Source organism: Mycobacterium sp. 1482292.6 (assembly GCF_001672995.1).
In the GTDB taxonomy this organism is placed as follows: domain Bacteria; phylum Actinomycetota; class Actinomycetes; order Mycobacteriales; family Mycobacteriaceae; genus Mycobacterium; species Mycobacterium europaeum_A.
Genome location: NZ_LZKV01000243.1, coordinates 1 through 22849 on the forward strand (window position 1 = coordinate 1; position 22849 = coordinate 22849).

Annotated in this window: 22 protein-coding genes; 11 read left to right on the forward strand and 11 right to left on the reverse strand. The window is 70.3% G+C overall.

What is annotated here, in order from left to right; translation table 11 throughout:
- The 3 genes from A5624_RS24105 to A5624_RS24115 all read right to left on the reverse strand — a co-directional run.
- Positions 1-764: beta-ketoacyl synthase N-terminal-like domain-containing protein (locus tag A5624_RS24105; RefSeq protein ID WP_304441854.1), on the reverse strand; the 764-nt coding region annotated here is incomplete at its 3' end.
- A gap of 213 nt (positions 765-977) precedes the next feature.
- Complete coding sequence (locus tag A5624_RS24110; protein WP_066872135.1) at positions 978-1430, reverse strand: hypothetical protein; 453 nt, start codon at positions 1428-1430, stop codon at positions 978-980.
- A gap of 3 nt (positions 1431-1433) precedes the next feature.
- Complete coding sequence (locus A5624_RS24115) at positions 1434-2462, reverse strand: nucleoside hydrolase (protein WP_066872138.1); 1029 nt, start codon at positions 2460-2462, stop codon at positions 1434-1436.
- A gap of 33 nt (positions 2463-2495) precedes the next feature.
- On the opposite strand from A5624_RS24115, the gene cmaA1 reads away from it, so the two are divergent.
- Complete coding sequence (cmaA1, locus tag A5624_RS24120) at positions 2496-3383, forward strand: cyclopropane mycolic acid synthase CmaA1 (RefSeq protein WP_066872141.1); 888 nt, start codon at positions 2496-2498, stop codon at positions 3381-3383.
- Here the strand turns inward: cmaA1 and A5624_RS24125 are convergent, their stop codons facing one another.
- Together A5624_RS24125 and A5624_RS24130 are read right to left on the reverse strand one after the other, a co-directional pair.
- On the reverse strand, positions 3384-5396 hold the full coding sequence (locus A5624_RS24125) for an SDR family oxidoreductase (protein ID WP_066872144.1): 2013 nt from the start codon (positions 5394-5396) through the stop codon (positions 3384-3386).
- Between the two features lie 58 nt (positions 5397-5454).
- Positions 5455-6168, reverse strand: coding sequence for a histidine phosphatase family protein (locus A5624_RS24130; protein ID WP_066872147.1), 714 nt, complete (start codon positions 6166-6168; stop codon positions 5455-5457).
- Between the two features lie 151 nt (positions 6169-6319).
- Here A5624_RS24130 and A5624_RS24135 point away from each other — a divergent pair, with 151 nt between their 5' ends.
- The gene (locus tag A5624_RS24135; RefSeq protein ID WP_066872150.1) at positions 6320-7192 is read left to right on the forward strand and encodes a MaoC family dehydratase; all 873 of its coding nucleotides are present in this window, start codon (positions 6320-6322) and stop codon (positions 7190-7192) included.
- Positions 7193-7207: 15 nt separating this feature from the next.
- Here the strand turns inward: A5624_RS24135 and otsB are convergent, their stop codons facing one another.
- Together otsB and A5624_RS24145 are read right to left on the reverse strand one after the other, a co-directional pair.
- Positions 7208-8347 (reverse strand): trehalose-phosphatase, encoded by a 1140-nt coding sequence (otsB, locus tag A5624_RS24140; RefSeq protein ID WP_066872153.1) that lies wholly within the window; start codon positions 8345-8347, stop codon positions 7208-7210.
- A gap of 51 nt (positions 8348-8398) precedes the next feature.
- Positions 8399-9727 (reverse strand): wax ester/triacylglycerol synthase domain-containing protein, encoded by a 1329-nt coding sequence (locus A5624_RS24145; protein ID WP_066872155.1) that lies wholly within the window; start codon positions 9725-9727, stop codon positions 8399-8401.
- Between the two features lie 170 nt (positions 9728-9897).
- Between A5624_RS24145 and A5624_RS24150 the strand changes: the two genes are divergently transcribed.
- Together A5624_RS24150 and A5624_RS24155 are read left to right on the forward strand one after the other, a co-directional pair.
- Positions 9898-13191 carry an error-prone DNA polymerase gene (locus A5624_RS24150; protein ID WP_066872158.1) on the forward strand — a complete coding sequence of 1098 codons (3294 nt, stop codon included), beginning with the start codon at positions 9898-9900 and terminating at the stop codon, positions 13189-13191.
- An 84-nt stretch (positions 13192-13275) separates the two neighbouring features.
- Positions 13276-13629, forward strand: a complete 354-nt coding sequence (locus A5624_RS24155) for a hypothetical protein (RefSeq protein WP_066872160.1) — start codon at positions 13276-13278, stop codon at positions 13627-13629.
- Positions 13630-13645: 16 nt separating this feature from the next.
- On the opposite strand, the gene A5624_RS24160 is transcribed toward A5624_RS24155, so the two are convergent.
- Complete coding sequence (locus A5624_RS24160) at positions 13646-14062, reverse strand: TIGR03667 family PPOX class F420-dependent oxidoreductase (protein WP_066872193.1); 417 nt, start codon at positions 14060-14062, stop codon at positions 13646-13648.
- A 22-nt stretch (positions 14063-14084) separates the two neighbouring features.
- Between A5624_RS24160 and A5624_RS24165 the strand changes: the two genes are divergently transcribed.
- Positions 14085-14729: a nitroreductase family protein gene (locus A5624_RS24165; RefSeq protein WP_066872163.1), complete on the forward strand. Its 645-nt coding sequence runs from the start codon at positions 14085-14087 to the stop codon at positions 14727-14729.
- On the opposite strand, the gene A5624_RS24170 is transcribed toward A5624_RS24165, so the two are convergent.
- Both A5624_RS24170 and A5624_RS24175 read right to left on the reverse strand, forming a co-directional pair.
- Positions 14707-15048 (reverse strand): YciI family protein, encoded by a 342-nt coding sequence (locus A5624_RS24170; protein WP_066872171.1) that lies wholly within the window; start codon positions 15046-15048, stop codon positions 14707-14709. The genes A5624_RS24165 and A5624_RS24170 overlap by 23 nt on opposite strands.
- 30 nt (positions 15049-15078) lie before the next feature.
- The gene (locus A5624_RS24175) at positions 15079-15543 is read right to left on the reverse strand and encodes a tRNA (cytidine(34)-2'-O)-methyltransferase (RefSeq protein WP_066872174.1); all 465 of its coding nucleotides are present in this window, start codon (positions 15541-15543) and stop codon (positions 15079-15081) included.
- Positions 15544-15561: 18 nt separating this feature from the next.
- On the opposite strand from A5624_RS24175, the gene A5624_RS24180 reads away from it, so the two are divergent.
- The 6 genes from A5624_RS24180 to A5624_RS24205 all read left to right on the forward strand — a co-directional run bounded on the left by A5624_RS24180 (position 15562) and on the right by A5624_RS24205 (position 21185).
- Positions 15562-16167 (forward strand): bifunctional 2-polyprenyl-6-hydroxyphenol methylase/3-demethylubiquinol 3-O-methyltransferase UbiG, encoded by a 606-nt coding sequence (locus A5624_RS24180; RefSeq protein ID WP_066872176.1) that lies wholly within the window; start codon positions 15562-15564, stop codon positions 16165-16167.
- Positions 16168-16416: 249 nt separating this feature from the next.
- Positions 16417-19266 (forward strand): ATP-binding protein, encoded by a 2850-nt coding sequence (locus A5624_RS24185; protein WP_066872179.1) that lies wholly within the window; start codon positions 16417-16419, stop codon positions 19264-19266.
- Positions 19266-19676 (forward strand): roadblock/LC7 domain-containing protein, encoded by a 411-nt coding sequence (locus A5624_RS24190; RefSeq protein ID WP_066872182.1) that lies wholly within the window; start codon positions 19266-19268, stop codon positions 19674-19676. Before A5624_RS24185 ends, A5624_RS24190 begins: the two co-directional genes overlap by 1 nt.
- 6 nt (positions 19677-19682) lie before the next feature.
- A complete protein-coding gene (locus tag A5624_RS24195) occupies positions 19683-20057 on the forward strand; it encodes a DUF742 domain-containing protein (protein ID WP_066872185.1) in 375 nt (124 codons plus the stop codon).
- On the forward strand, positions 20038-20625 hold the full coding sequence (locus A5624_RS24200) for an ATP/GTP-binding protein (protein ID WP_066872187.1): 588 nt from the start codon (positions 20038-20040) through the stop codon (positions 20623-20625). The genes A5624_RS24195 and A5624_RS24200 overlap by 20 nt, the downstream gene beginning before the upstream one ends.
- The gene (locus tag A5624_RS24205) at positions 20622-21185 is read left to right on the forward strand and encodes a pentapeptide repeat-containing protein (protein WP_066872190.1); all 564 of its coding nucleotides are present in this window, start codon (positions 20622-20624) and stop codon (positions 21183-21185) included. The genes A5624_RS24200 and A5624_RS24205 overlap by 4 nt, the downstream gene beginning before the upstream one ends.
- A gap of 19 nt (positions 21186-21204) precedes the next feature.
- Here A5624_RS24205 and A5624_RS24210 read toward each other — a convergent pair.
- The coding region (locus A5624_RS24210; RefSeq protein ID WP_156749180.1) for an ATP-binding cassette domain-containing protein at positions 21205-22849 on the reverse strand (1645 nt) is incomplete at its 5' end.

Below are 22849 nucleotides of genomic sequence, written 5' to 3' on the forward strand. Positions count from 1 at the left end.
TTGGCGTGTTCTTCGGTTTCGATGACCATCAGCGCGCCGGCCTCGCCGAAGACGAATCCGGTGCGGTCGCGGTCGAAGGGGCGGCAGGCCCCCACCGGGTCGTCGTTCTTGGTCGACATCACGATGCGCATCTGGGCGAACGCCGCTATCGCGACCGCCTCGATCCTGACCTCGACGCCACCGCAGATGGCGACGTCGGCCTCACCGAAGACGACGTTGCGCCAGGCCTGGGCCACCCCCTCGGAACCCGACGCGCACGCCGACACCGGCGTGATCACCCCGGCCCTGGCGTGCCGCTCCAGGCTCACCGCGACGGCCGCCCCGTCGGGCATGTACTTCGACACCGCCAGCGGCGAGACCCCCTTGATGCCACGGGCCCGCAGGTCGTCATAGCTGAACACGATCTGCTCGGCCGACCCCAGGCCGGTGCCGATGGAGACCATCAGCCGGTTGGGGTCGACCTCGGGTGAGCCGGCGTTCTCCCAGGCCCGTCGGCTCAGCACGGTCGACATCCGCTGCAGGTAGCCCATCCGGTGGCGTTCGGCGCGCGTCAGGCCGCCGTCGAATTCCTCCAGCAGGTGTCCGCCGATGCGCACCGGCAGGTCGAACTCCTCGACGAACGAATCCTCGAGTTTGCGGATACCGCTTTGGCTGTCCAGCAACAGCTTCCAGGTGCTCTCGGCGTCAGTAGCCAACGCGGTCGTCATGGCGACGCCAGTGACGACCACGTTCGGCAGCGTTTTCCCGGTAACCAGCTCCGTCATGACTCGCAAAACCTTTCACTTGATGAGAGCCGATGACGCTGGACGTCGAGCCCCACTCCCCACCAATTCGTCAAGTACGAACTTCCATTGTCCCAACATCAAAAACTTGGGGCAACGAGACACGGCGTAAGCCGGGATTCTTGACCGCAAAAGGCGCCATCAGCTGGTGGTTCTTCGTTTGACGGCCGCGTTGGCCCGGGCGGGATCCGCCCGCTATTGGGCGCGCACCGCCTGCGCCCGCGCCATCAGCCCGCCGCCGCCGGGCAGGGCGCCCACCACGGTGCGGGCCAGCCGGTCGCGGCCCCGGACGCCGTCTGTCCTGGCCCGTCCGGCGCGCAGATGCCGCCAGCCGAGCGCCGCCCAGGTCGCCGCGACGGCGGCGTCGGTGACCCCGCCGCGGGCGCGGCGGCGGTCGAGGACCGCCAGGCCGAGCGCGGTCGCCGAGTGCACGACGTCGACCCAGACCCCGGCCGCCAGCACCTCCGGGCCGGGGTTGACTCCCGACAGGGCCGCCTGGGTCAGATGGCGGGCGCCCAGGATCCGGGTGACGACGAGCGCCTTGCGGTCGACCTGCACCCCGTGGATGTGATCGAGCACCTCAGCGGGGGCGGCCAGCAGCACCGCACCCCATCCCGCCCGGATCAGTTCGATCGCGCGAATCTTCATCGGTCAACCCCCCAACTGCCGTGCGAACGGCCCCACCCGTTCGATGAACCGATCGAAGAACGCCGCCGCGTCGACGTCAATGCCGATCAGCGCGTTGGGTTCTCGACGATCCGACCAATCGGTCACCGTCATGGCGCGGGTCAGGGTCCCGGTCAGCTCGATGTCCACCGTCGCCGCACGCGTGCTGACCAGTTCGGGGTCCAGCGCGACGGCGGCGGCCAACGGATCGTGCATGTGTGCCTGATACCCGTGGCCGAGTTCGTGATAGGCCTCCAGGTAGAACCGCGCCGCGTCCTCGATCACCCGGATCAGCGGGTTGGACGCGCCCGACCGGGTGCCGGGCTCGTCGGCTTCGCTCAGCCGCGTCGTCGTCGCCCCCGCGGCCGCGGCCAGCCGCGCGAGGTGATCCGGCGTCAACGCGACCTTGCGGGTCAGGTCGAGACCGCACAGGATCGGAAGCCGCTGTTGCCCAACGGTTTCGGGGCGCCACGCCGCCAGCACCTCGGCCGCCGCCTCGGGATCGACGCTGATGTTCCACTCGGCCACCGCCGTGGTGTTGCCCCGGTGGTCGTAGGACCCGCCCATGATCACCAGCCGGCGCAGCAGCGTCGGCAGCTCGGGTTCGGCGCGCAGCGCCAGCGCCAAGTTGGTCAAGGGGGCGGTCGCCACCCCGATGAGCTCACCGGGAAAGGCCCGCGCCGCGCGCACCCAGGCGCTCGCCGAGTCATAGTCGGTGAGCCGGCCCGAGCCCGGCGGCAGGTCGGCATAGCCCAATCCCCTGGGGCCGTGGACTTTTGACGGCAGCCGCATCGGGCCGGTCAGGGTCTGTGGCGAGCCCTTGGAAACCGGTATCCCGGTGCGTTGGCACAGCTGCAGCAGGCCGAGATTGTTTTCGCAAACCTGTTCCACCCCAACGTTTCCCCCGGTCGAGGCGATGCCGACCACTTCGGCGTCCGGGCTGGCGAACAGGTAGATCAGCGCCAGCGCATCGTCCACGCCGGTGTCGACGTCAACGAAAACGGGCGAGGTCATTGCTTCCAACATACCGGCGACTAGGCTGGCACAATGCCAACCACGTCGGAGCCCCCGGAGGGGACTGATTTAACGCCGCACTTCGACGATGTGCAGGCCCACTACGACCTGTCGGACGACTTCTTCCGGCTATTCCTCGATCCCACCCAGACGTACAGCTGCGCGTACTTCGAGCGCGACGACATGACGCTGGAAGAGGCCCAGATCGCCAAGATCGACCTCGCCCTCGGCAAACTCGGGTTGCAGCCGGGCATGACGTTGCTCGATGTGGGCTGCGGGTGGGGGGCCACCATGATGCGGGCGATGGAAAAGTACGACGTCAACGTCGTCGGCCTCACCCTGAGCCGCAACCAGGCCGACCACGTCGAACAGCTGATCGCGAAGTCCGAGAGCCCGCGGTCGGCCAGGATCCTGCTGCAGGGCTGGGAGCAGTTCGACGAGCCGGTCGACCGGATCGTCAGCATCGGCGCCTTCGAGCACTTCGGGCACGAACGCTACGACGCGTTCTTCACTCTGGCGCACGACCTGCTGCCCGACGACGGGATCATGCTGCTGCACACCATCACCGGGCTGCACCCGACGGAGATGGTCGAGCGCGGCATGCCGATCTCGTTCACGTTCGCCCGGTTCATCAAATTCATTGTCACCGAGATCTTCCCGGGCGGACGGCTGCCGTCGATCCCGATGGTGCAGGAGCGCGCCACCGCGAACGGCTTCACGGTGACTCGCGTGCAGTCGTTGCAGCCGCACTATGCCAAGACGCTCGACATCTGGGCCGCCGGGCTTGAGTCGCATAAGGACGAGGCCATCGCGCTGCAGTCCGAGGAGGTCTACGAGCGGTACATGAAGTACCTGACCGGTTGCGCCGACGCGTTCCGCGTCGGCTACATCGACGTCAACCAGTTCACGCTGCAGAAGTGACTACCAGTGCACGCCGGGCACCAGGCGGACCAGCCGCTTGACCGGACGCGGTGTGCGGATGCCGCGGGTGACGGCGCGCACCGGCCGGCTGGGCTTGCGCCGCGGGCCGCGCGCGGCGGGCGCCGGGGCCGGGTGGGCGGTCAGCCCGCGTGCCGCCGCCGAGTCGGGATAGCCCAGGTAGAGCTGGTGCAGGACCCGCCGCGACGTCCGCGGGGCGAAGTAGTTGCCGGCCTCGGCGAGCGTCCCCAGCGGGGTGTCGATGCGGGCCGGCTTTTCCACCAGCCCGCGCACCACCATCGCCGCCGCCCGCTCGGGGCTGATCGCCGGCACCGGGTTGAGCCGGTGCGACGGCACGATCATGGGCGTGCGCACCAACGGCATATGGATGTTGGTGAAGGTGATGTGGTCCGACAGCACCTCCGAACCCACCACGTCGGAGAACGCGTCCAGCGCCGCCTTGGACGGCAGGTACGAGCTGTATTTGGGATTGCGGGCCTGCACACCGGCGCTCGACACGTTGACGACGTGGCCGAATCGGCGCTCGCGCCAATGGGGTAGCAGCGCCAGCACCATCCGGACCGCGCCGAAGTAGTTGACCGCCATCACCCGCTCGTAGTCGTGTAGCCGGTCAGTCGAGTTGACCACCGAGCGGCGGATGGACCGGCCGGCGTTGTTCACCAGGTAGTCGACGTGGTCGAACCGGCCCAGGATGTCCTTGACGGTGTGTTCCACCGACGCCGAATCGGTGACATCACACGTAAAGGCATGGGCGGCACCACCATTGGCGCGGATCTCGGCGACCAGCGAATCCAGCGCCGGGCCGTTGCGGGCCAGCGCGAACACGGTGGCGCCCCGCTCGGCGATCGCGATGGCCGCCGCCCGGCCGATGCCACTGGACGCCCCGGTGATGATGACGTGGCGACCCTGCAACGGTCCCCGCGGATCGTCGCGGCGCGCCCGATCCGGATCGAGGTGCTCCGCCCAGTACCGCCACAGCTTGGGCGCGTAGCCGGCGAACTCGGGAACAGTTATCCCGGTGTCCCGCAACGCATCTCGTGTCTTCTCGTTGACGAAGGTGGGCGCCAGGTCCACGACGTCGAGCACCTCGGCGGGGATGCCGAGCTGGGTGGCCGCCATGTTGCGCACCACCCGGGCGCGCCCGCGCACCTTGAGCACGGGGGCGGCCACCGCACGGGGCAGTGAACCGCGCAGCGGCGGCAGCCCGGCCGCCTTGGCCACGCCGCGGTAGATGCCACGCAGGCCGATGGTCTTCTCGGCGGTCAGGTGGAACGTCTGCTGATCGCGGCCGTCGGCGTGCATCAGCGCGACCAGCGCGTCGACGACGTAGTCCACTGGCACGATGTTGGTGCGGCCGGTGTCGGGCAGCAGGATCGGGGTCAGCTTGGGTAGGACCGCCAACTTGGCCAGCACGCCGAAGAAGTAGTACGGGCCGTCCACCTTGTCCATCTCGCCGGTGCGCGAATCGCCCACCACCACCGCGGGGCGGTAGATGCGATGACGCAGACCCGGCGCCGAGCGCACCAGCAGCTCGGCCTCGAACTTGGTCTGGTGATAGGGCGTCGGCAGCTGCTGGCCCACGTCGAAGTCGTCCTCGGTGTATTCGCCGGCGAAATCGCCCGCCACCGCGATCGACGACACGTGGTGCAACGTCGCGTCCAACCGCTGCGCCAGCGCGATCACCGCGCGGGTGCCCTCGACGTTGCTGGCCCGCTGTTCGGGTTCGCCGGCGGTGATGTCGTAGATCGCCGCACAGTGCACGACGTGATCGACCCGGCCCAGCTCGGCGAGCGCCTCGTCGCTCAGATCCAGTTCCGGCAGCGCACCGACCAGGGGTTTCACCCGTTCACCCCACGCCGCCGCGAGCCGCTCGAAACGGCCCAGCGACTGGCGTCGGACCAGCACCCACACCTGCGCCTCGGGCTCCGATTCCAGAAGGCGAGACACGACGCGGCGACCAATAAACCCGGTACCGCCGGTAACGACATACCGCATGAAGACATGGTGGCGGTGGCAGCCGCGCACGTCAACTGCCGATCTTGTGCGGTGGCGTTTAGCTGTGGAAGTCGCGAATCCCGTCCCAGTCGACCAGCGTCCAGCCGGTCATCGGGTTCCCGCTGATCACCACCCGTCCCGTGTTCGGAATCGGGTGGCTGTCCATCAGGCTGTCCTTGGCGTTCTGGGCGTTCAGCAGCGTCCACACCATGATCGAGTTCCGGTGCGAGAACACCACCGGGTTGCGGTGCCCGCTGTTGTAGATCTTGTTGATCGCCGCGGTGAACTGGTCGTTGAACTCCTTGCCGCTGACCGAGCCGGGGATGCTGTCGGACACGTCGCCGTTGATCCAGTTCGCCGGCGCCAGCATGTACGTCGACTTGGCCATCGACTCGGGTTTGCCGTTGAACCAGCCGGCGTCGATCTCCTGGATGCCGGGTAGCACCTCCACCTGCTTGCCGAGTTCGGCGGCCAGCGGAGCGGCGGTCTGCTGCGTCCGGATCATGGTGGAGGCGTAGACGGCGTCGTAGTCCTTGCGGCCGAGTTGGTGCGCGACCTGTTCGGCCTGTCCCTTGCCCTCCGGGGTCAGGCCGGGGCCCGGCACCCCGGTGTCGATGACGCCGCTGGCGTTGGCCTCGGACTGGGCGTGCCGGATGAACGTCACCGTGATGGACCGCGCCTGCGGTGAGCCGCCGCAGCCGGCGACGATCATCGTGGCGGTGAGCGCGGCCAGCGCGACGCCGGCCTTGCGGATCATGCTGCGCTTGGGCATGTCGATAGCCTGCCCTGTCGACGGCTCCGCTGGGAAGGGTTTGCGTTGCTTTGTTACCGCGCGGCCCCGGGGAGAGGGCCTTGATCATGCCCTCGTTTCGCCGGATGCCAGAGTGGACCCAGGATCCCTACCCAACGATCAGGAGACTTCCATGGCGATTGATCCGAGTGCCGTCGGCGCGGTCACCGAACCCATGCAGTTCGAATGGACCGATCGGGACACGCTGCTCTACGCGCTCGGCGTCGGCGCCGGGATCGACGACCTGGCATTCACCACCGAGAACAGCCACGACATCGACCAGCAGGTGCTGCCGACCTACGCGGTGATCTGCTGCCCGGCCTTCGGCGCGGCGGGCCTGGTCGGAAAGTTCAACTGGGCCATGCTGTTACACGGATCGCAGAGCATCCGGCTGCACGCGCCGCTGCCGCCCGCCGGAAAACTCTCGGTGGTGTCGGAGGTCGCCGACATCCAGGACAAGGGTGAGGGTAAGAACGCGATCCTGGTGCTGCGCGGCCGGGGCACCGAACCGGATTCCGGGAAGTTGATCGCCGAGACGCTCACCACCTTGGTCATCCGGGGCGAGGGCGGCTTCGGCGGCATGCCGGGTCAGCGACCGATCGCACCCGAATTCCCCGACCGCGAGCCGGACGCCCGGATCGCGCTGCCCACCCGCGAGGACCAGGCGCTGATCTACCGGCTCTCCGGGGACCGCAACCCGCTGCACAGCGACCCGTGGTTCGCGCGCGAGCTGGCCGGCTTCCCCAAGCCGATCCTGCACGGGCTGTGCACCTACGGGGTGTCGGGTCGCGCGCTGGTCGCCGAGCTCGGCGGCGGCGTCGCGGCCAACATCACCTCGATCGCCTCGCGCTTCACCTCGCCGGTGTTCCCCGGCGAGACGCTGACCACGCTGATCTGGCGCACCGAGCCGGGCAAGGCGGTGTTCCGCACCGAGGCCTCCGGAACCGACGGTGCCGACGCGCGGGTGGTGCTCGACGACGGCGCGGTGGAATACGCCGCGCCCTGATGGGGGCGACCGCCGCTAGCCGCTGAGCTGATCGGCCAGCCGGTCGGTGAACTCGGCGGCCCGCGCGGGACTGTCGAGCGCGAACAGCGCGGCGGTGGCGCGGTCGCCGTCGTCGCCGTGCCGCACCAGGATCGGCACGCCGCCCGCGCGCACCGCGTCGAACGCGTCCTCGTCGGTGATGTCGTCGCCGAGGTAGACCGGCGTGAGCGCACCGGAGCCGGCCCGGTGCAGGTGATCGATCACCCAGCGCAGCGTTTTGCCCTTGTCCCAGTCCAGGTTCGGGCGCAGCTCGATCACCTCGCGGCCGGTGGTGACCCGAAGCCCGTCGCGGCGGCCAGCGGCGCGCACCGCCGCCAGCACCTCGCCGACGCGGTCGCGGGCGGCGTTGCGGTAGTGCGCGGCGACCCCGAATCGCTTGTGCTCCACCACGACGCCGGCGATCCCGCCCAGCTCGTCGCGCAGCCGCCCGGCCGCCCCCTCGAGCACCGGGATGGCGGCGGCCGCGGCCTCGTTCTGGTGGTGGGTGCCGTCGGGGGCGGTCAGCTCGAAGCCGTGGCTGCCCGCATACCAGATGCCCGGCACGCCAACGCGTTTGGCCACGTCGGCCAGGTCGCGGCCGGACAGCACCGCGACCGGGCACCGCGCGGCCAGCTTCTCCAACGCCTCGGTGGCCCCGGCGACGGGCCGCGCCGCATCCGGGTCGTCGACGATGTCCGACAGCGTGCCGTCGAAGTCGAAGAACACGGCCGGGCGCCGGGAGGCCAGCCCATCGGCCAAGGCCCGCAACGCATCCGGCAGTTGCGACATCCGGCGGTCCCCGGTGCGCACGGTGACCTCGTCCAGGTCGGCGACCACCGCGTCGGCCCCGGCATCCTCCAGCGCGGCACCGGCGGCCGGGTCGAGGCCGATCACCAGCGCGAACCCGGCGGCGCGCGCGGCCTCGACGCCCGCGGCGTCCCCGGCGACCACCACGCAACGGCCGGGGCGCACCCGCAGCCGGTCGGCCGTCCGCGCCGGGCCGTCGGCGCTTACCGCGGCGCCCACCCCGATTTCGCGCAGTTGCGCGGCCAACGACGAGCCGAGCGCGCCGTCGGCGTCGAACAGCACCGCGTCATGGCGGCGCGGGTCGATGACGGCCCGCCCCAATTTGCCCATGACCAACCTTCTCACGGTGGCCGGCGCCCCCGGGGCCGGGTCAGGGCCGGGTCAGTGCCGGGCGCGCCCCGGCGCCGACGGATGCGTCGGCGGTACCGGGCGGGCGACCCGGCGCGGGGAACGCTTGCGGGTGAACAGCAGCACGGAATCGTCGCCGAGGGCCACCAGGCGCGCCATGCCCAGCTCGATGCCGGCGGCCAGCTGCTTGACGTCGAACGCGTCGCCGTGCTCGGCGGTGATCCCGAAGACCAGTTCGTCGCCGTAGCTCAGCACCGCGACGCCGGTGTGCAGCGCCGTGGCGGTCGGGGGGATCGGCAGCAGCCGTTCCAGCGTCTGGCCCATCACCCGAAGCCGGCGGCGCGGCCCGGGCACGTTGGTGGCCAGCGTGACGATGGCCCGCTGCGGCACGCGGGAGAGCAGCTGTAAGACATTGCTGCGCAACATCTTCGGCAGCAAGCCGAGCACCGACTCCGCGATACCCAGGGGCTGGGCGGCCTGCTTGGCCTGCCACCGGGTGTGCACGGTCTGCAACCGCCGCACCGGGTCGTCGTGTTCGACCGGCAGGTGCGAGAGCATGGCCGAGCGGACCGGCAGCGGCACCAGGGCGCGCAGCGAGTCGGCCCGCGGTTGTTCGCCGCGGCCGATCAGCGCCGTGCGGAATCCTTCGGTGATGGCGGCCAGCGCGACGTCGTTGGCGCTCACCCCGAACTTGCGGCAGACGCTGTCGACGTCGGCGATCGGCACCCGCACGGTGCTGTAGCGCCGCAGCGTGCTCACCGCGTCGGTGCGCACGACCGGCCACAGCGCGTCGATCAGGTTGCCGGTGGCGAACGAGGCGCGCCACAGCGCGTCCGCCCAGCCCGGTTTGGCGGATGTGGATGGCGCAACCTGCTTGCCCGCGGCATTGTTGGCGAAGGTGTCGGCGTCGGCGTCGTCGCAGAGCCTGCTGATCAGCCGGGCGGCCGGGTTGCCGTCGAGCAGCCCGTGATGGGTTTTCATCAGGATCGCCCATCGGTTGCCCGTCAGGCCCTCGATGATCCAGCACTCCCACGGTGGCCGGTCGGAATCCAGTGGCCGTTCCAGCGCGTAGGCGATGGCCCGGGACAGCTCAGCCTCGTCGCCCGGGCGGGGAATCGCCACCCGGCGCAAGTGGTGGGCCAGGTCGAAGTCCGGGCAGTCGATCCACTCCTGATTGCGCGGCTGGGCCCGCAGCAGCTGGGTGCATCGCGCGATGGGCTGGATACGTTCCGCCAGAAGGCTTTTGAGCCGCTCGTAATCGGGCGCGGTGCCGTCGACGATGGCGACCGCCCCGACCGCCAGGCTGGCGTGCTGATCCGGATCGTGGGCCTGCAGGAATGCCGTGTCCAGTGTCTGCGCCATGCTGCCCCCGGCCGTGTCCGCTTTTTTGAACTTGTACCAGTATCTGTGGAGCTCGTGATCCGCGGTAGTGCCCGCAGCGTTAAGACCTTGTTTAGGAGTTGACGATCGGTTTAACAACGGTTGTACTGGGCCGAGGTTAAATCGAACACCAGTTCGATATACTTGCATCCGTGGGCTGGTTCAACGGGCCGCCGAGCTGGGCGGAAATGGAGCGGGTGCTCGACAGCAAGCCGCGCCATGCCGGGGAGTCGGCGGGCCCGGAATCCGACGGTCCGCTGTCGCGCCGGCGCGCGACGTATCAGCCGCCGGATGACGGCCGGGCGTCCCGCTCGTCCGTCGCCTATGCCGAACTGCATGCGCATTCGGCGTTCAGCTTCTTGGACGGGGCGAGCACGCCCGAGGAACTGGTCGAGGAGGCGGCCCGGCTGGACCTGCGCGCCCTGGCGCTCACCGATCACGACGGCCTGTACGGGGCGGTGCGGTTCGCCGAAGCGGCGGCCGAGCTCGACATGCGCACCGTGTTCGGCGCCGAACTGTCGCTGGGCCCGGGCGCGCGCACCGAGGTGCCGGACCCGCCCGGCCCGCACCTGCTGGTGCTGGCCCGCGGTACGGAGGGTTACCGGAGGTTGTCGCGGCAACTGGCCGCGGCGCACCTGGCCGGCGGCGAGAAGGGCAAGCCCCGTTACGATTTCGACGCGCTGACCGAGGCCGCCGGCGGACACTGGCACATCCTGACGGGCTGTCGCAAAGGCCATGTGCGCCAAGCGCTTTCCGAGGGGGGGCCATCCGCGGCCGAGCGGGCGCTGGCCGACCTGGTGGACCGCTTCGGTGCGCACCGGGTCAGCATCGAGCTCACCCATCACGGTCAACCGCTCGATGATGAACGCAACGCCGCGCTGGCCGCGCTGGCCCCACGCTTCGGGGTGGGCGTCGTCGCCACCACCGGCGCGCATTTCGCGGGGCCGTCGCGGCGCCGGCTGGCCATGGCGATGGGCGCGATCCGGGCGCGGGAGTCCCTGGATTCGGCCGCCGGGTGGCTGGCTCCGCTGGGCGGTTCGCACCTGCGCTCCGGGGAGGAGATGGCCCGGTTGTTCGCGCAGGTGCCCTTTGGGGGCCCCGACGTGGTGACCGCGGCCGCCGAGCTGGGCGAGCAGTGTGCGTTCGGGCTGGCGCTCATCGCGCCGCAGCTGCCGCCGTTCGACGTGCCCGCCGGGCACACCGAGGACAGCTGGCTGCGGCAGCTGACCATGGCCGGGGCGCGCCGGCGCTATGGGTCGGCCGAGCAGGCGCCGCGCGCCTATGCCCAGATCGAGCACGAACTCAAAGTCATTGCCCACCTGACGTTTCCGGGTTACTTCCTGGTGGTGCACGACATCGCCCGGTTCTGCCGGGAGAACAACATCCTGTGCCAGGGGAGGGGATCGGCGGCCAACTCCGCGGTCTGTTACGCCCTCGGTGTCACCGCCGTCGACCCGGTGGCCAATGAGCTGCTGTTCGAGCGCTTCCTGTCGCCGGCCCGCGACGGGCCGCCCGACATCGACATGGACATCGAGTCCGACCAGCGCGAAAAGGTCATCCAGTACGTCTACGACAAATACGGCCGCGACTATGCCGCCCAGGTCGCCAACGTCATCACCTACCGGGGAAAGATCGCGGTGCGCGACATGGCCCGCGCCCTGGGCTTCTCGCAGGGCCAGCAGGACGCGTGGAGCAAGCAGATCAACCACTGGAACGGGCTCGCCGACGCACCCGATGTCGAGGGCATTCCCGAACCGGTGGTCGACCTGGCGAACCAGATCCGCAACCTGCCGCGGCACATGGGCATTCATTCCGGCGGCATGGTGATCTGCGACCGGCCGATCGCCGACGTGTGCCCGGTGGAGTGGGCGCGCATGGAGAACCGCAGCGTCCTGCAGTGGGACAAAGACGACTGTGCGGCAATCGGTTTGGTGAAGTTCGACCTGCTCGGGCTGGGGATGCTGTCGGCGCTGCACTATGCCATCGACCTGGTGGCCGAGCACAAGGGGATCGAGGTGGACCTGGCCCGCCTCGACCTCTCCGAGCCGGCGGTGTACGAGATGCTGGCCCGCGCCGATTCCGTCGGCGTGTTCCAGGTGGAGTCACGCGCGCAGATGGCCACCCTGCCGCGGCTGAAGCCGCGGGTGTTCTACGACCTGGTGGTGGAGGTCGCGCTGATCCGTCCCGGCCCCATCCAGGGCGGGTCGGTGCATCCCTACATCCGGCGGCGCAACGGGGAGGCGCCGGTGGTCTACGACCACCCGTCCATGGAGCCGGCGCTGCGAAAGACGTTGGGAGTGCCGCTCTTTCAGGAGCAGCTGATGCAGCTCGCGGTCGACTGCGCGGGTTTCTCGGCCGCCGAGGCCGATCAGTTGCGCCGCGCCATGGGGTCCAAGCGCTCGACCGAACGCATGCGACGGCTGCGCGGCCGATTCTACGAGGGCATGCGCGCGCTGCACGGCGCCAGCGACGAGGTGATCGACCGCACCTACGAAAAGCTGGAGGCCTTCGCCAATTTCGGCTTCCCGGAAAGCCATGCGCTGAGCTTCGCGTCGCTGGTCTTCTACTCGTCGTGGTTCAAGCTGCACCACCCGGCGGCGTTCTGCGCGGCGCTGCTGCGCGCCCAGCCGATGGGGTTCTACTCACCGCAGTCGCTGGTGGCCGATGCGCGCCGGCACGGCGTGACGGTGCACGGCGCGTGCGTCAACGCCAGCCTGGCGCACGCCACGCTGGAGAACGCCGGAACCGAGGTGCGGTTGGGGCTGGGCGCGGTCCGCCATATCGGCGACGACCTGGCCGAGCGGCTGGTCGAGGAGCGAAAAGCCAACGGCCCGTTCGCTTCTCTGCTGGACCTGACGGCACGGCTGCAGTTGAGCGTGCCGCAGACCGAGGCGCTGGCGACGGCCGGGGCTTTTGGTTGCTTCGGCATGTCCCGGCGCGAGGGGTTGTGGGCGGCCGGGGCGGCGGCCACCCAGCGGCCGGGCCGGTTGCCCGGGGTGGGATCGTCCTCGCACATCCCCGCGCTGCCCGGGATGAGCGAGCTGGAGCTGGCCGCCGCCGACGTGTGGGCCACCGGCGTCTCCCCGGACAGCTACCCGACGCAGTTCCTGCGGGCCGACCTGGACGCGATGGGGGTGGTGCCCGCTGAGAAGCTGGGCTCGGTGCCCGACGGCGACCGGGTGCTGATCGCCGGCGCGGTCACCCATCGGCAGCGGCCCGGCACGGCGCAGGGGGTCACGTTCATCAACCTCGAGGACGAGACCGGGATGGTCAACGTGCTCTGCGCCCCGTGGGTGTGGGCGCGGCATCGCAAGCTGGCGAACTCGGCGCCGGCGCTGCTGGTGCGCGGGCAGGTCCAGAACGCCAGCGGCGCGATCACCGTCGTCGCCGAGCGGCTGGGCCGCATCACCCTGGCGGTCGGCTCGAAATCCCGCGACTTTCGCTAGGAATCACCCTCGCCATCGCTTGGAATCGGCTGTAAATGACCCGTTGCGTGGAATCGGCAGTAACGATTCACCGTTACTTTCAACATGAGATTCAAGGCTGCGGGCCATGGCGCCGCGATACTGAGTTGTGCTGCAGCGCTTGTCTTTTCTGCCCCGGTCGCCGGCGCCGACCCGCCCGGGCCGGCCGACCCGCACCAGCCGGACATCACGAAGGGCTTCTGCCCGGGCGATCGATGGGGTTACGGCAAGTTGGCCGTCTGTGATGGCGACAAGTATCCCGACGGGTCGTATTGGCACCAGTGGATGAAAACCTGGTTGACCGGACCTCAGTTCTATTACGACTGCGTCAGCGGCGACGAGCCTCTTCCGGCGCCGCCACCGCCCGGCGGCTGCGACGGGGCGATTCCGCGCGATGCGCCGCCCCCACCCACAAACTGACCTCTCAGGACGACGACTAACCGCCCGGCGTCGTCCAGACCCGGCTCGGGGTAATCGCCAGCCGGGTGCTGAATGCATCCATCGACATGCCCTCGTTCGACTCCAATTGCTCGGCAAGCTCACGGTATTTCGCCCAGTACGGTTCGTCGTTCCGGCAATTGACGTCGGTGGCATCGATGGTGGCCGTCCCGCCGATGACGATGATGCCGCCACCGCTTCCGTCCGAATCAAGGTTGAGGCTGACTTGGGGGTGCGCCTTGACGTGGGCGACCTTGGCGGCCTGCGGCAACGTGTACACCGTCAGCTTGGTGCCGTCGAAGTAGAACCAGACCAGCCGGGGAACCGGCTGACCCGATTTGGCGACGGTGGTCAGCCAGCCGAAGTTGTCTGACCGCAGCCTGTTGGAAACCTCTTGTGTCAGTTCGACGCTCATCAGCCGAATGTAACCTCCAAGCATGACCCTGAATCTGTCCGTCGACGAACTGCTCACCACCACCCGCTCGGTCCGCAAGCGTCTCGACTTCGACAAGCCGGTGGGCCGCGACGTGCTGACGGAATGCCTCGAACTGGCGCTGCAGGCGCCCACCGGTTCCAATTCGCAAGGCTGGCAATGGGTGTTCATCGAGGACGCCGAGAAGAAGAAGGCGATCGCCGACGTCTACCTGGCCAACGCCCGCGGCTACCTCAGCGCCCCGGGGGCCGAATACCCCGAAGGCGACACGCGGGGCGAGCGGATGGGCGCGGTCCGCGATTCCGCGACCTACCTCGCCGAGCACATGCATGAGGCACCGGTCCTGCTGATCCCGTGCCTGGAGGGCCGCCCGGACAAGTCGCCGCTGGGCGGGGTGTCGTTCTGGGCGTCGCTGTTCCCGGCGGTCTGGAGCTTCTGCCTGGCGCTGCGCTCGCGGGGACTGGGGTCGTGCTGGACGACGCTGCACCTGCTGGGCGACGGCGAGCAACGGGTCGCCGACATCCTGGGCATCCCGAACGACCGCTACAGCCAGGGCGGGCTGTTCCCGATCGCCTACACCAAGGGCACCGATTTCCGCCCGGCCAAGCGGCTGCCCGCCGACCAGGTCACGCACTGGGACGCGTGGTGACCAGCGGCCAGACTTCGACCACCCCGTGCGCGACCGCGCAGGGCGTCTGACTCACCCGCTCGATCGCCGCCTCGAGGTCATCGGCCTCGAACACGGCGAACCCCGCGATCGGCAGCTCTGAACTCATAAACGACCCGGCCTCGACCCGCAGTCCGGCGCTGTCTGGGTTGCGCACGGCAACGGGTTCTCCGGCAATCCCGACAAGTGCGCCGGCCGCACGCAGTTCGTCGTCGCGCGTGTGCGCGGCACGCTTGCAGTCGTCGCTCGCCCGGCGGTAGCCGGCTTCGTCTCCGTAACCGATCGTGATGAAGGTAGCCATATCACTGCTGACTCGCGCGGGGCCCAGTACTCATCGGGCCCCGGCGTAGCCGTGTTGCCGCCAGGCTTCGTAGACGGCGATCGCCGCGGCGTTGGACAGGTTCAGCGAGCGCCGGCCCGCCAGCATCGGGATGCGCACCTGCCCGGTGATGTGCGGGTCGGCCAGCGTCGCGGCGTCCAGCCCGGTGGGTTCGGGACCGAACATCAACACGTCGCCGGCCCGGTAGCGCACGTCGGCGAACGAGGTGGGCGCGTGCGCGGTGAAGGCGAACACCCGCTGCGGTGACAGCGCCGCCCAGGCATCCGCCAGTGACGCGTGCACGGTGACCGACGCCAGGTCGTGGTAGTCCAGCCCGGCCCGCCGCAGCTTGGGTTCGGACAGGTCGAACCCCATCGGCTCGACCAGATGCAATTCGCAGCCCGTCGCCGCCGCCGTCCGGATGGCGTTGCCGGTATTGGGCGGGATCCGCGGCGCCAGAAACATCAGCTTGAACACAACGGGGATAATGGTCGCATGGTCGAGCAGAGCATCTGGATGCAGAAGGTCGCTGCCGATCCCGGCCATTCGCAGTGGTACATCGAACGTTTCCGCGCGATGACCCGCGCCGGCGACGACCTGGCCGGCGAGGCCCGCTTCGTGGACGCGATGGCGCCGCGCGGCGCCCACATCCTGGACGCCGGCTGCGGGCCCGGCCGGCTGGGCGGATATCTGGCCACGGTCGGCCACCGGGTGGTCGGTGTGGACGTCGACCCGGCGCTGATCGAGGCTGCCGAACAGGACTACCCCGGGCCGCGCTGGCTGGTCGGCGACCTGGCCGAGCTGGACCTGCCGTTGCGCGGCATCGCCGAACCGTTCGACGTCATCGTCTCCGCCGGCAATGTCATGGCGTTCCTGGCGCCCAGCACCCGCATCCAGGTGCTGAGCCGGCTGCGCGCCCACGTCGCCGACGACGGCCGCGCCGCGATCGGCTTCGGCGCCGGCCGCGACTACGAGTTCGACGTGTTCCTCAACGACGCGGTCGACGCGGGCTTCGCGCCCGATCTGCTGCTGTCCACCTGGGATATGCGGCCGTTGCGCGACGACTCCGATTTCCTGGTCGCGCTGCTTCGTCCCGCCTAGGATTGCGCGCTCGGCGGTGTTTGCCAGGGGTGGCCGCGCGGGCGCGCCGCCACCTTGGAGGGACCTGTCTGCTCAGTAACGATTCTGGTGGCCCGCGCCGCGGGCTGTCATACTCGTCGGATTGCCACACTTACACGCACACGCCTATCTGGCGCGGGGCGGGCGAAATAAAGCAGGAAGTTTCATGAGCCTCTCGTTTCTTTCAGCGCTCAGCGTCAGCGCAGCGGCCGGTCGTGCGGCCGCGATGACATGACCATGTTCACCCGCCCGACCAACCCGGCCGAGGCGGAAGTCGCCCAGCCCGCGCCGGTGGGCGGGGCGGACGCGGCGCCGGCCAAGCGCCCGCCGTCCTGGTCGCTGACCAACTGGCCGGTCGGCTGGAAGGTGCTGGCGATCGTGCTGGTCCCGCTGGCATTGGCGACGGTCTTCGGGGTGCTGCGCATCAATGCCGCCATGGCCAACGCGGCCGGCCTGCGGCTGGCCGCCACCCGCGCCGACGTCGTCCCGGTCATCACCAAATACATGTCCGCGCTCGACGTCGCGCTGCTGGCCGGCTCCACCGGGCGCGACGTCGACGGCGCCAAGAAGAACTACGAGGCGCGCAAGGGCGAACTGCAGTCCAGGCTGGACGACACCGACGTCAACTCCGACGTCCGTTCCGGGGTGACCAACCTGCTCGACGGCGGGCAGATGCTGGTCAACAAGGCGGCCGACCCCGCCCTCGGTTTGCGGGAGCGGGTCACCCTCTACGCGCCGATCCTGTTGACCGCCGAGGACGTCATCAACGCCTCGGTGCGCGTCGACGACGAGAAGATCCGCGCCCAGGCGCAGGGCCTGAGCCGGGCGGTGGGCGCCCGCGGCCAGATGACGATGCAGAAAATCCTGGTCACCCGCGGGGCCGAACTGCCCGAGCCGCAGCTGCGGACCTCGATGACCACCCTGGCCGGCACCGAACCCTCGACCCTGTTCGGGATGAGCGAGGTGCTGGGGGCCGGGTCGCCGGAGGCCAAGACGCTGCAACAGCAGATGGTGAGCCGGATGGCGATCATGTCCGATCCGGCCAGCGTGCTGGTCGACAACGCCGACCTGCTGCGTTCGATCCAGACCACCGACGACATCGCCGACCAGGTCATCAAGAACGCGACCGCGTCGGTGACCAAGTCGGTGCACGCCCAGGCCGCCGAGCGCCGCTCGGCCGCGATCACCGACACCGTCCTGGTGCTGGCCGCGATCGTGATCGCGTTGGCGGTCGTGCTGCTGGTCGCGCGGGCGCTGGTGCGGCCGCTGCGCATCCTGCGCGACGGCGCGCTCAAAGTCGCCCACACCGATCTCGAGGAGGAGATCGCCCGGGTGAAAGCCGGTGGGCCCGAACCGATTCCGACCCCGCTACCGGTCTACACCACCGAGGAGATCGGCCAGGTCGCGCACGCGGTCGACGAGCTGCACACCCAGGCCCTGCTGCTGGCCGGCGACGAGACGCGGTTGCGGCTGCTGGTCAACGACATGTTCGAGACCATGTCGCGGCGCAGCCGCTCGCTGGTGGACCAGCAGCTGGCGCTCATCGACCGGCTGGAACGCAACGAGGACAACCCCGACCGCCTGGACAGCCTGTTCCGCCTCGACCACCTGGCGGCGCGGCTGCGCCGCAACAGCGCCAACCTGCTGGTGCTAGCGGGCGCGCAGCTGGCCCGCGACCAGCGCGACCCGGTGCCGCTGGCCACGGTGATCAACGCCGCGGTCTCCGAGGTCGAGGATTACCGCCGTGTCGAAGTCGCCGGGCTGCCCGAGTGCTCGCTGATCGGCGCGGCCGCCGGCGGCGCCATCCACCTGTTCGCCGAGCTGATCGACAACGCGCTGCGCTACTCGCCGCCGACCAGCTCGGCGCGGATCTCGGCCTCGCGCGGCGGCTCGGATCCGCAAGGCGGCGTCGTGGTGCGGATCGCCGACTCCGGTCTGGGGATGAACGACACCGACCGGCGGATGGCCAACATGCGGCTGCAGGCCGGGGGCGACGTCAGCCCCGACAACGCCCGGCACATGGGTCTGTTCGTGGTCGGCCGGATCGCGGCCCGGCACGGCATCCGGGTCGGCCTGCGCGGCCCGGCGGCCAACGAGTCGGGCTCCGGCACCACCGCCGAGATCTACCTGCCGCCGACGGTGCTGGCCGGGTCGGCCGTCGCCGAGTCGGCTGCGCCGCGCCACATCCGGGCGGTCTCCTCGCCGAGCGCCAAGCTGGCCAGCGCGACCGCCGCGCCCGCCGACGACGCCGGGCGGCCCGACGGCTCCCTCGAGCCGGCGGCGCGCAGCGCCCCGGACGCGTCCGGGCCGTCGGTCACGTTGCTGCCGCGCCGCAACCCGGGTTCCAGCGGCATCACCGAAGTCCCCGCGCCGCCCGCCGAGCAGCTGCCCCGCCGCCAGCGCCGCGAGCTGGCGACCCCCTGGTGGGAGAGTGCCCCCAAGGCGGCGCCCGCGCCGGAGCCCAAGCCCACCCCCGAGCCCCAGCCCGCATCGGCGCCCCAGCCGACACCGGCGCCCGAACCCGCGCCGGCCCGGGCGGCGTCGGACACCTCGGCCTTCTTCGCGGCCCGGTCCCGGGAGGCCGACGGCCGCACGCAGCCCCGGCAGGACCAGCCGGCGCGGCCCGCCCCGGGCGCGTCCATCCCGTCGGCGCCGAAAACGTCGGCGACCCCGGCCGACGACGACGTCATCTACCGGCGGATGCTCTCGGAGATGCTGGGCGACCCGCACGACCTGGTCAACAGCCCCGACCTGGATTGGCAGTCAGTCTGGGACCGGGGCTGGACACTGGCGGCGGCGGCCGAGGACAAGCCCGTCGAAGCGCACACCACCGACCACGGCCTGCCGGTGCGCACCCCGGGCGCCCGGCTGGTGCCCGGCGGCGCCAACGGCGGCGCAGCGGGCGAACCGGCCGAGCCCGACCAGCAGCGCAGCGGCCTATCCCCGTCGCACCGGGAGCCCCAGCACGCGGCCGTCACCCGCGACCCCGAGGCGGTTCGCGCCTCGTTCAGTAACCATTTCGACGGCGTGCGCACCGGACGCTCGCACGCCCGCGACACCGATCAAGGATCCGACCAATAATGAGTTCCCCCGACAAATTCGACAGCGGGTCCCTGGACTGGCTGGTGACCAGGTTCGCCCGCGAGGTCCCCGGCGTCGCCCACGCGCTGCTGGTGTCCGTCGACGGGCTGCCCATCGCCGCCAGCGAGCACCTGCCGCGGGAACGCGCCGACCAGCTGGCCGCGGTGGCCTCCGGGCTGGCCAGCCTCGCCACCGGTGCCGCGCAGCTGTTCGACGGCGGCCAGGTGCTGCAGTCGGTGGTCGAGATGCAGAACGGCTACCTGTTGCTGATGCGGGTCGGGGACGGGTCGCACCTGGCGACGCTGGCCGTGACGTCGTGTGACATCGGTCAGATCGGCTATGAGATGGCCGTCCTCGTCGAACGGGTGGGCGGCGTGGTGCAGTCGACCCGCCGGTCCAGCGTCTCGTGACCCGCGATGGACACCCCCGAGACCTGGCCGGCGCACCGTAAGGGGAACCTGGTCCGCCCGTACACCCTGACGTCGGGACGGACCGACACCAACGTCGACCTTCCCCTCGAAGCGCCGATTCAGGCGCTGCAGGCCGGGCTGGCGCACCGGTGGCCGCCCAACGACGCGAGAGGCAGAATCATCCAACTGTGCGTCGAGCACCCGTCGGTCGCCGAAATCTCGGCCCGCCTGGACCTTCCGCTCGGCGTCGCGCGCGTCCTGGTCGGAGATCTGGTGCTGTCCGGCTACCTTCGGGTGCACAAGACGTTGTCCGAGCGCTCGAGCAGGGATGAGCGCTCCGAACTCATAGGAAGGACACTGCGTGGCTTACGCGCACTCTGAGGTGCAGCCCGACTCCGGCGCCCACGCGTCGACGAAGATCGTGATCGCCGGCGGGTTCGGGGCCGGCAAGACCACCTTCGTCGGGGCGGTGTCGGAGATCATGCCGCTGCGCACCGAGGCGATGCTCACCGACGCCTCGGCCGGCGTCGACGCGCTGGAGGCCACCCCGGACAAGCGGACCACCACCGTCGCGATGGATTTCGGGCGGATCACCCTGGCCGAAGACCTGGTGCTCTACCTGTTCGGCACGCCGGGGCAGCGCCGCTTCTGGTTCATGTGGGACGACCTGGTGCGCGGCGCGATCGGCGCGGTCGTGCTGGTCGACTGCCGGCGCCTGCAGGACAGCTTCGCCGCCGTCGACTTCTTCGAGCACCGCAACCTGCCGTTTCTGGTCGCGGTCAACGAGTTCGACGGCGCTCCCCGCTACCCGGTCGCCGAGGTGCGCGAGGCGCTGACCCTGCCGCCGCACATCCCGGTGATCACCGTCGACGCCAGGGATCGCCGGTCGGCGACCGATGCCCTGATCGCGGTCAGCGAATACGCCCTGGCCAGCCTGTCGGCCAATTGACCGCCCCGTGGGTCGATCGAGAATTCGAGGGCCATGACTTCACTGACGACGACCTCAGCCGGTTGCGGACCGAGCGGGTGGTGTTCACCGAGTGCAACTTCAGCGGTGCCAACCTGGCCGAGTCGCAGCACCGCGGCTCGGCGTTTCGCAACTGCACGTTCCACCGGACGTCGTTGTGGCACAGCACCTTTTCCCAGTGTTCGATGCTCGGGTCGGTGTTCGTCGAGTGCCGGCTGCGGCCGATCACGTTCGACGAGGTGGACTTCACGCTGGCCGTGCTCGGCGGCATCGACCTGCGCAGCGTCGACCTGAGCGGCTGCCGGCTGCGCGAGGCCGGCCTGGTGGAGGCCGACCTGCGCAAGGCGGTGCTGCGCGGCGCGGACCTGCGGGGCGCGCGCACCGCCGGCGCCCGATTGGACGACGCCGACCTGCGCGGGGCGGCCGTGGACTCCGCGTTGTGGACGACGGCCGCGCTGGCCGGCGCCCGCGTCGACGTGGATCAGGCCGTGGCCTTCGCGCTCGCCCACGGGCTGCGGCTGGACGCGGGGCTCGACGGCTGAGCCATCAGCGGCTGATCGCTCAGCGGGTGAGCCGGATGCGCCACCGCACCAGCGCGGCGTAGCCGACCGTGAGCACCGCGAGCATGGCCATGTCGAACAGCCAGGCCGCCGGCGTGTGCTGGAAGTGGCTGTCCCGCGGGCTCTGCGGGCCGGGTGACACCGTCCACAGGTCGACCGTCGACCCCTGCGCCGCGTACCCCCACCGCGAGGGCACCAGCCAGGACAGCTGATCGAGGAAGATCCGGTGGGTGACCGGCACCATGCCGCCGGAGAGCACCATCTGCATCATCAGCGACACCACCAGCAGCGGCATGATCTGCTCATGGGACCGCGCCAGCGCCGAGAGCAGCAGGCCCAGCATGGCCGACGCCACGCACGTCGCCGCGACCCCGGCGAACAGCTCGAGCGTGGCCGCGAAACTGGAATGCCCCAGCAGCACCGCCGGCCGCGTCGGCGGTCCCTTGCCCAGCACCACGATCGCCGTGGCGATGGCCGCCTGGATGACCGCGAACGTGCAGAACACCGCGACCTTGGCCAGCAGGTACGCCGTGCTGGACAGGCCGACCGCCTGTTCGCGCCGGAAGATCGGCCGCTCGCCGATCAGGTCGCGGATGGTCAGCGCGGTGCCCATGAACGCCGCCGCCATGGTGAGCAGGGTCAGGATCATCCCCGCCTCGCCGGCCGATTCGCTGACCGGATCGGCGTAGCCGAACCCGACGCTGCCGGGGACCGTCAACGACAGCGCGCCCATCACGAACGGCAGCACCGCCAGGAAGGCGAAGTAGGCCCGGTCGGCGACCACCAGCCGGACCTGGCGGCGGGCGATCGTGGAGAACTGGTGGGGCTTGCTGGTGTGCGCCGGGGTGCCCAGTTCGGCCGGCGCCTCGGTCCGGGTGGGCGGCGGCGGCCTGTTCTGCGCGAGGAAGCGGCGGTTGGCCTCGTCGGGATCGGCGCCCACCTTGGCGAAGATGTGCGCCCAGTTGGTGGTGCCCATGGCCGCGCCGATCTGGCCGGGCGGGCCCAGGTACGCTGTCTTGCCGCCGGGCGCCATCAGCAGCACCTGGTCGCAGACGTCGAGGTAGGTCAGCGAGTGGGTGACCACCAGCACGACGCGGCCGGCGTCGGCGAGCTGTCGCAGCATGGTCATGACCTGTAGATCCAGGGCCGGATCCAGCCCGGAGGTCGGCTCGTCGAGGATCAGCAGCGACGGACCGGTCAGCAGTTCCAGCGCGACCGAGGCGCGTTTGCGCTGGCCCCCGGACAGGTTGTCGACCCGGGTGTCCGCGTGCTCGGTCAGGCCCAGCTCGTCGAGCACCTGGGCGACGACCTGTTCGCGGTCGGCCTTGCTGGTGTCGGGCGGCAGGCGCAGCTCGGCGGCGTAGCCGAGCGCCTGGCTGACGGTGAGCTGGCGGTGCACGACGTCGTCCTGCGGGACCATGCCGATCCTGGTGCGCAGCGACGCGTATTCGGTGTGGATGTCGTGGCCCTCGAAGGTGACCGTTCCCGACGACGGGGTGGCGTACCCGGCGATCAGCCGCGACAGGGTGGTCTTGCCCGCGCCCGACCCGCCGATCAGCGCGGTGAGCGTGCCCGGCCGCGCGACCAGGGAGATCCGCTCCAGCAGGTTCTTGCCGTCGACGCCGAAGTTGACCTCGCGCACCTCC

Coding starts and splice junctions, on each gene's coding strand:
- A5624_RS24160 (WP_066872193.1), bottom strand. CDS start 14,062: ATGAGCGTCGAACTGACACAAGAGGTTTCCAACAGGCTGCGGTCAGAC.
- A5624_RS24130 (WP_066872147.1), bottom strand. CDS start 6,168: ATGCCCAAGCGCAGCATGATCCGCAAGGCCGGCGTCGCGCTGGCCGCG.
- A5624_RS24115 (WP_066872138.1), bottom strand. CDS start 2,462: ATGACCTCGCCCGTTTTCGTTGACGTCGACACCGGCGTGGACGATGCG.
- A5624_RS24165 (WP_066872163.1), top strand. CDS start 14,085: ATGACCCTGAATCTGTCCGTCGACGAACTGCTCACCACCACCCGCTCG.
- A5624_RS24170 (WP_066872171.1), bottom strand. CDS start 15,048: ATGGCTACCTTCATCACGATCGGTTACGGAGACGAAGCCGGCTACCGC.
- A5624_RS24190 (WP_066872182.1), top strand. CDS start 19,266: ATGAGTTCCCCCGACAAATTCGACAGCGGGTCCCTGGACTGGCTGGTG.
- A5624_RS24135 (WP_066872150.1), top strand. CDS start 6,320: ATGGCGATTGATCCGAGTGCCGTCGGCGCGGTCACCGAACCCATGCAG.
- A5624_RS24125 (WP_066872144.1), bottom strand. CDS start 5,396: ATGCGGTATGTCGTTACCGGCGGTACCGGGTTTATTGGTCGCCGCGTC.
- A5624_RS24110 (WP_066872135.1), bottom strand. CDS start 1,430: ATGAAGATTCGCGCGATCGAACTGATCCGGGCGGGATGGGGTGCGGTG.
- A5624_RS24195 (WP_066872185.1), top strand. CDS start 19,683: ATGGACACCCCCGAGACCTGGCCGGCGCACCGTAAGGGGAACCTGGTC.
- A5624_RS24185 (WP_066872179.1), top strand. CDS start 16,417: ATGACCATGTTCACCCGCCCGACCAACCCGGCCGAGGCGGAAGTCGCC.
- A5624_RS24145 (WP_066872155.1), bottom strand. CDS start 9,727: ATGGCGCAGACACTGGACACGGCATTCCTGCAGGCCCACGATCCGGAT.
- cmaA1 (WP_066872141.1), top strand. CDS start 2,496: ATGCCAACCACGTCGGAGCCCCCGGAGGGGACTGATTTAACGCCGCAC.
- A5624_RS24180 (WP_066872176.1), top strand. CDS start 15,562: ATGGTCGAGCAGAGCATCTGGATGCAGAAGGTCGCTGCCGATCCCGGC.
- otsB (WP_066872153.1), bottom strand. CDS start 8,347: ATGGGCAAATTGGGGCGGGCCGTCATCGACCCGCGCCGCCATGACGCG.
- A5624_RS24155 (WP_066872160.1), top strand. CDS start 13,276: ATGAGATTCAAGGCTGCGGGCCATGGCGCCGCGATACTGAGTTGTGCT.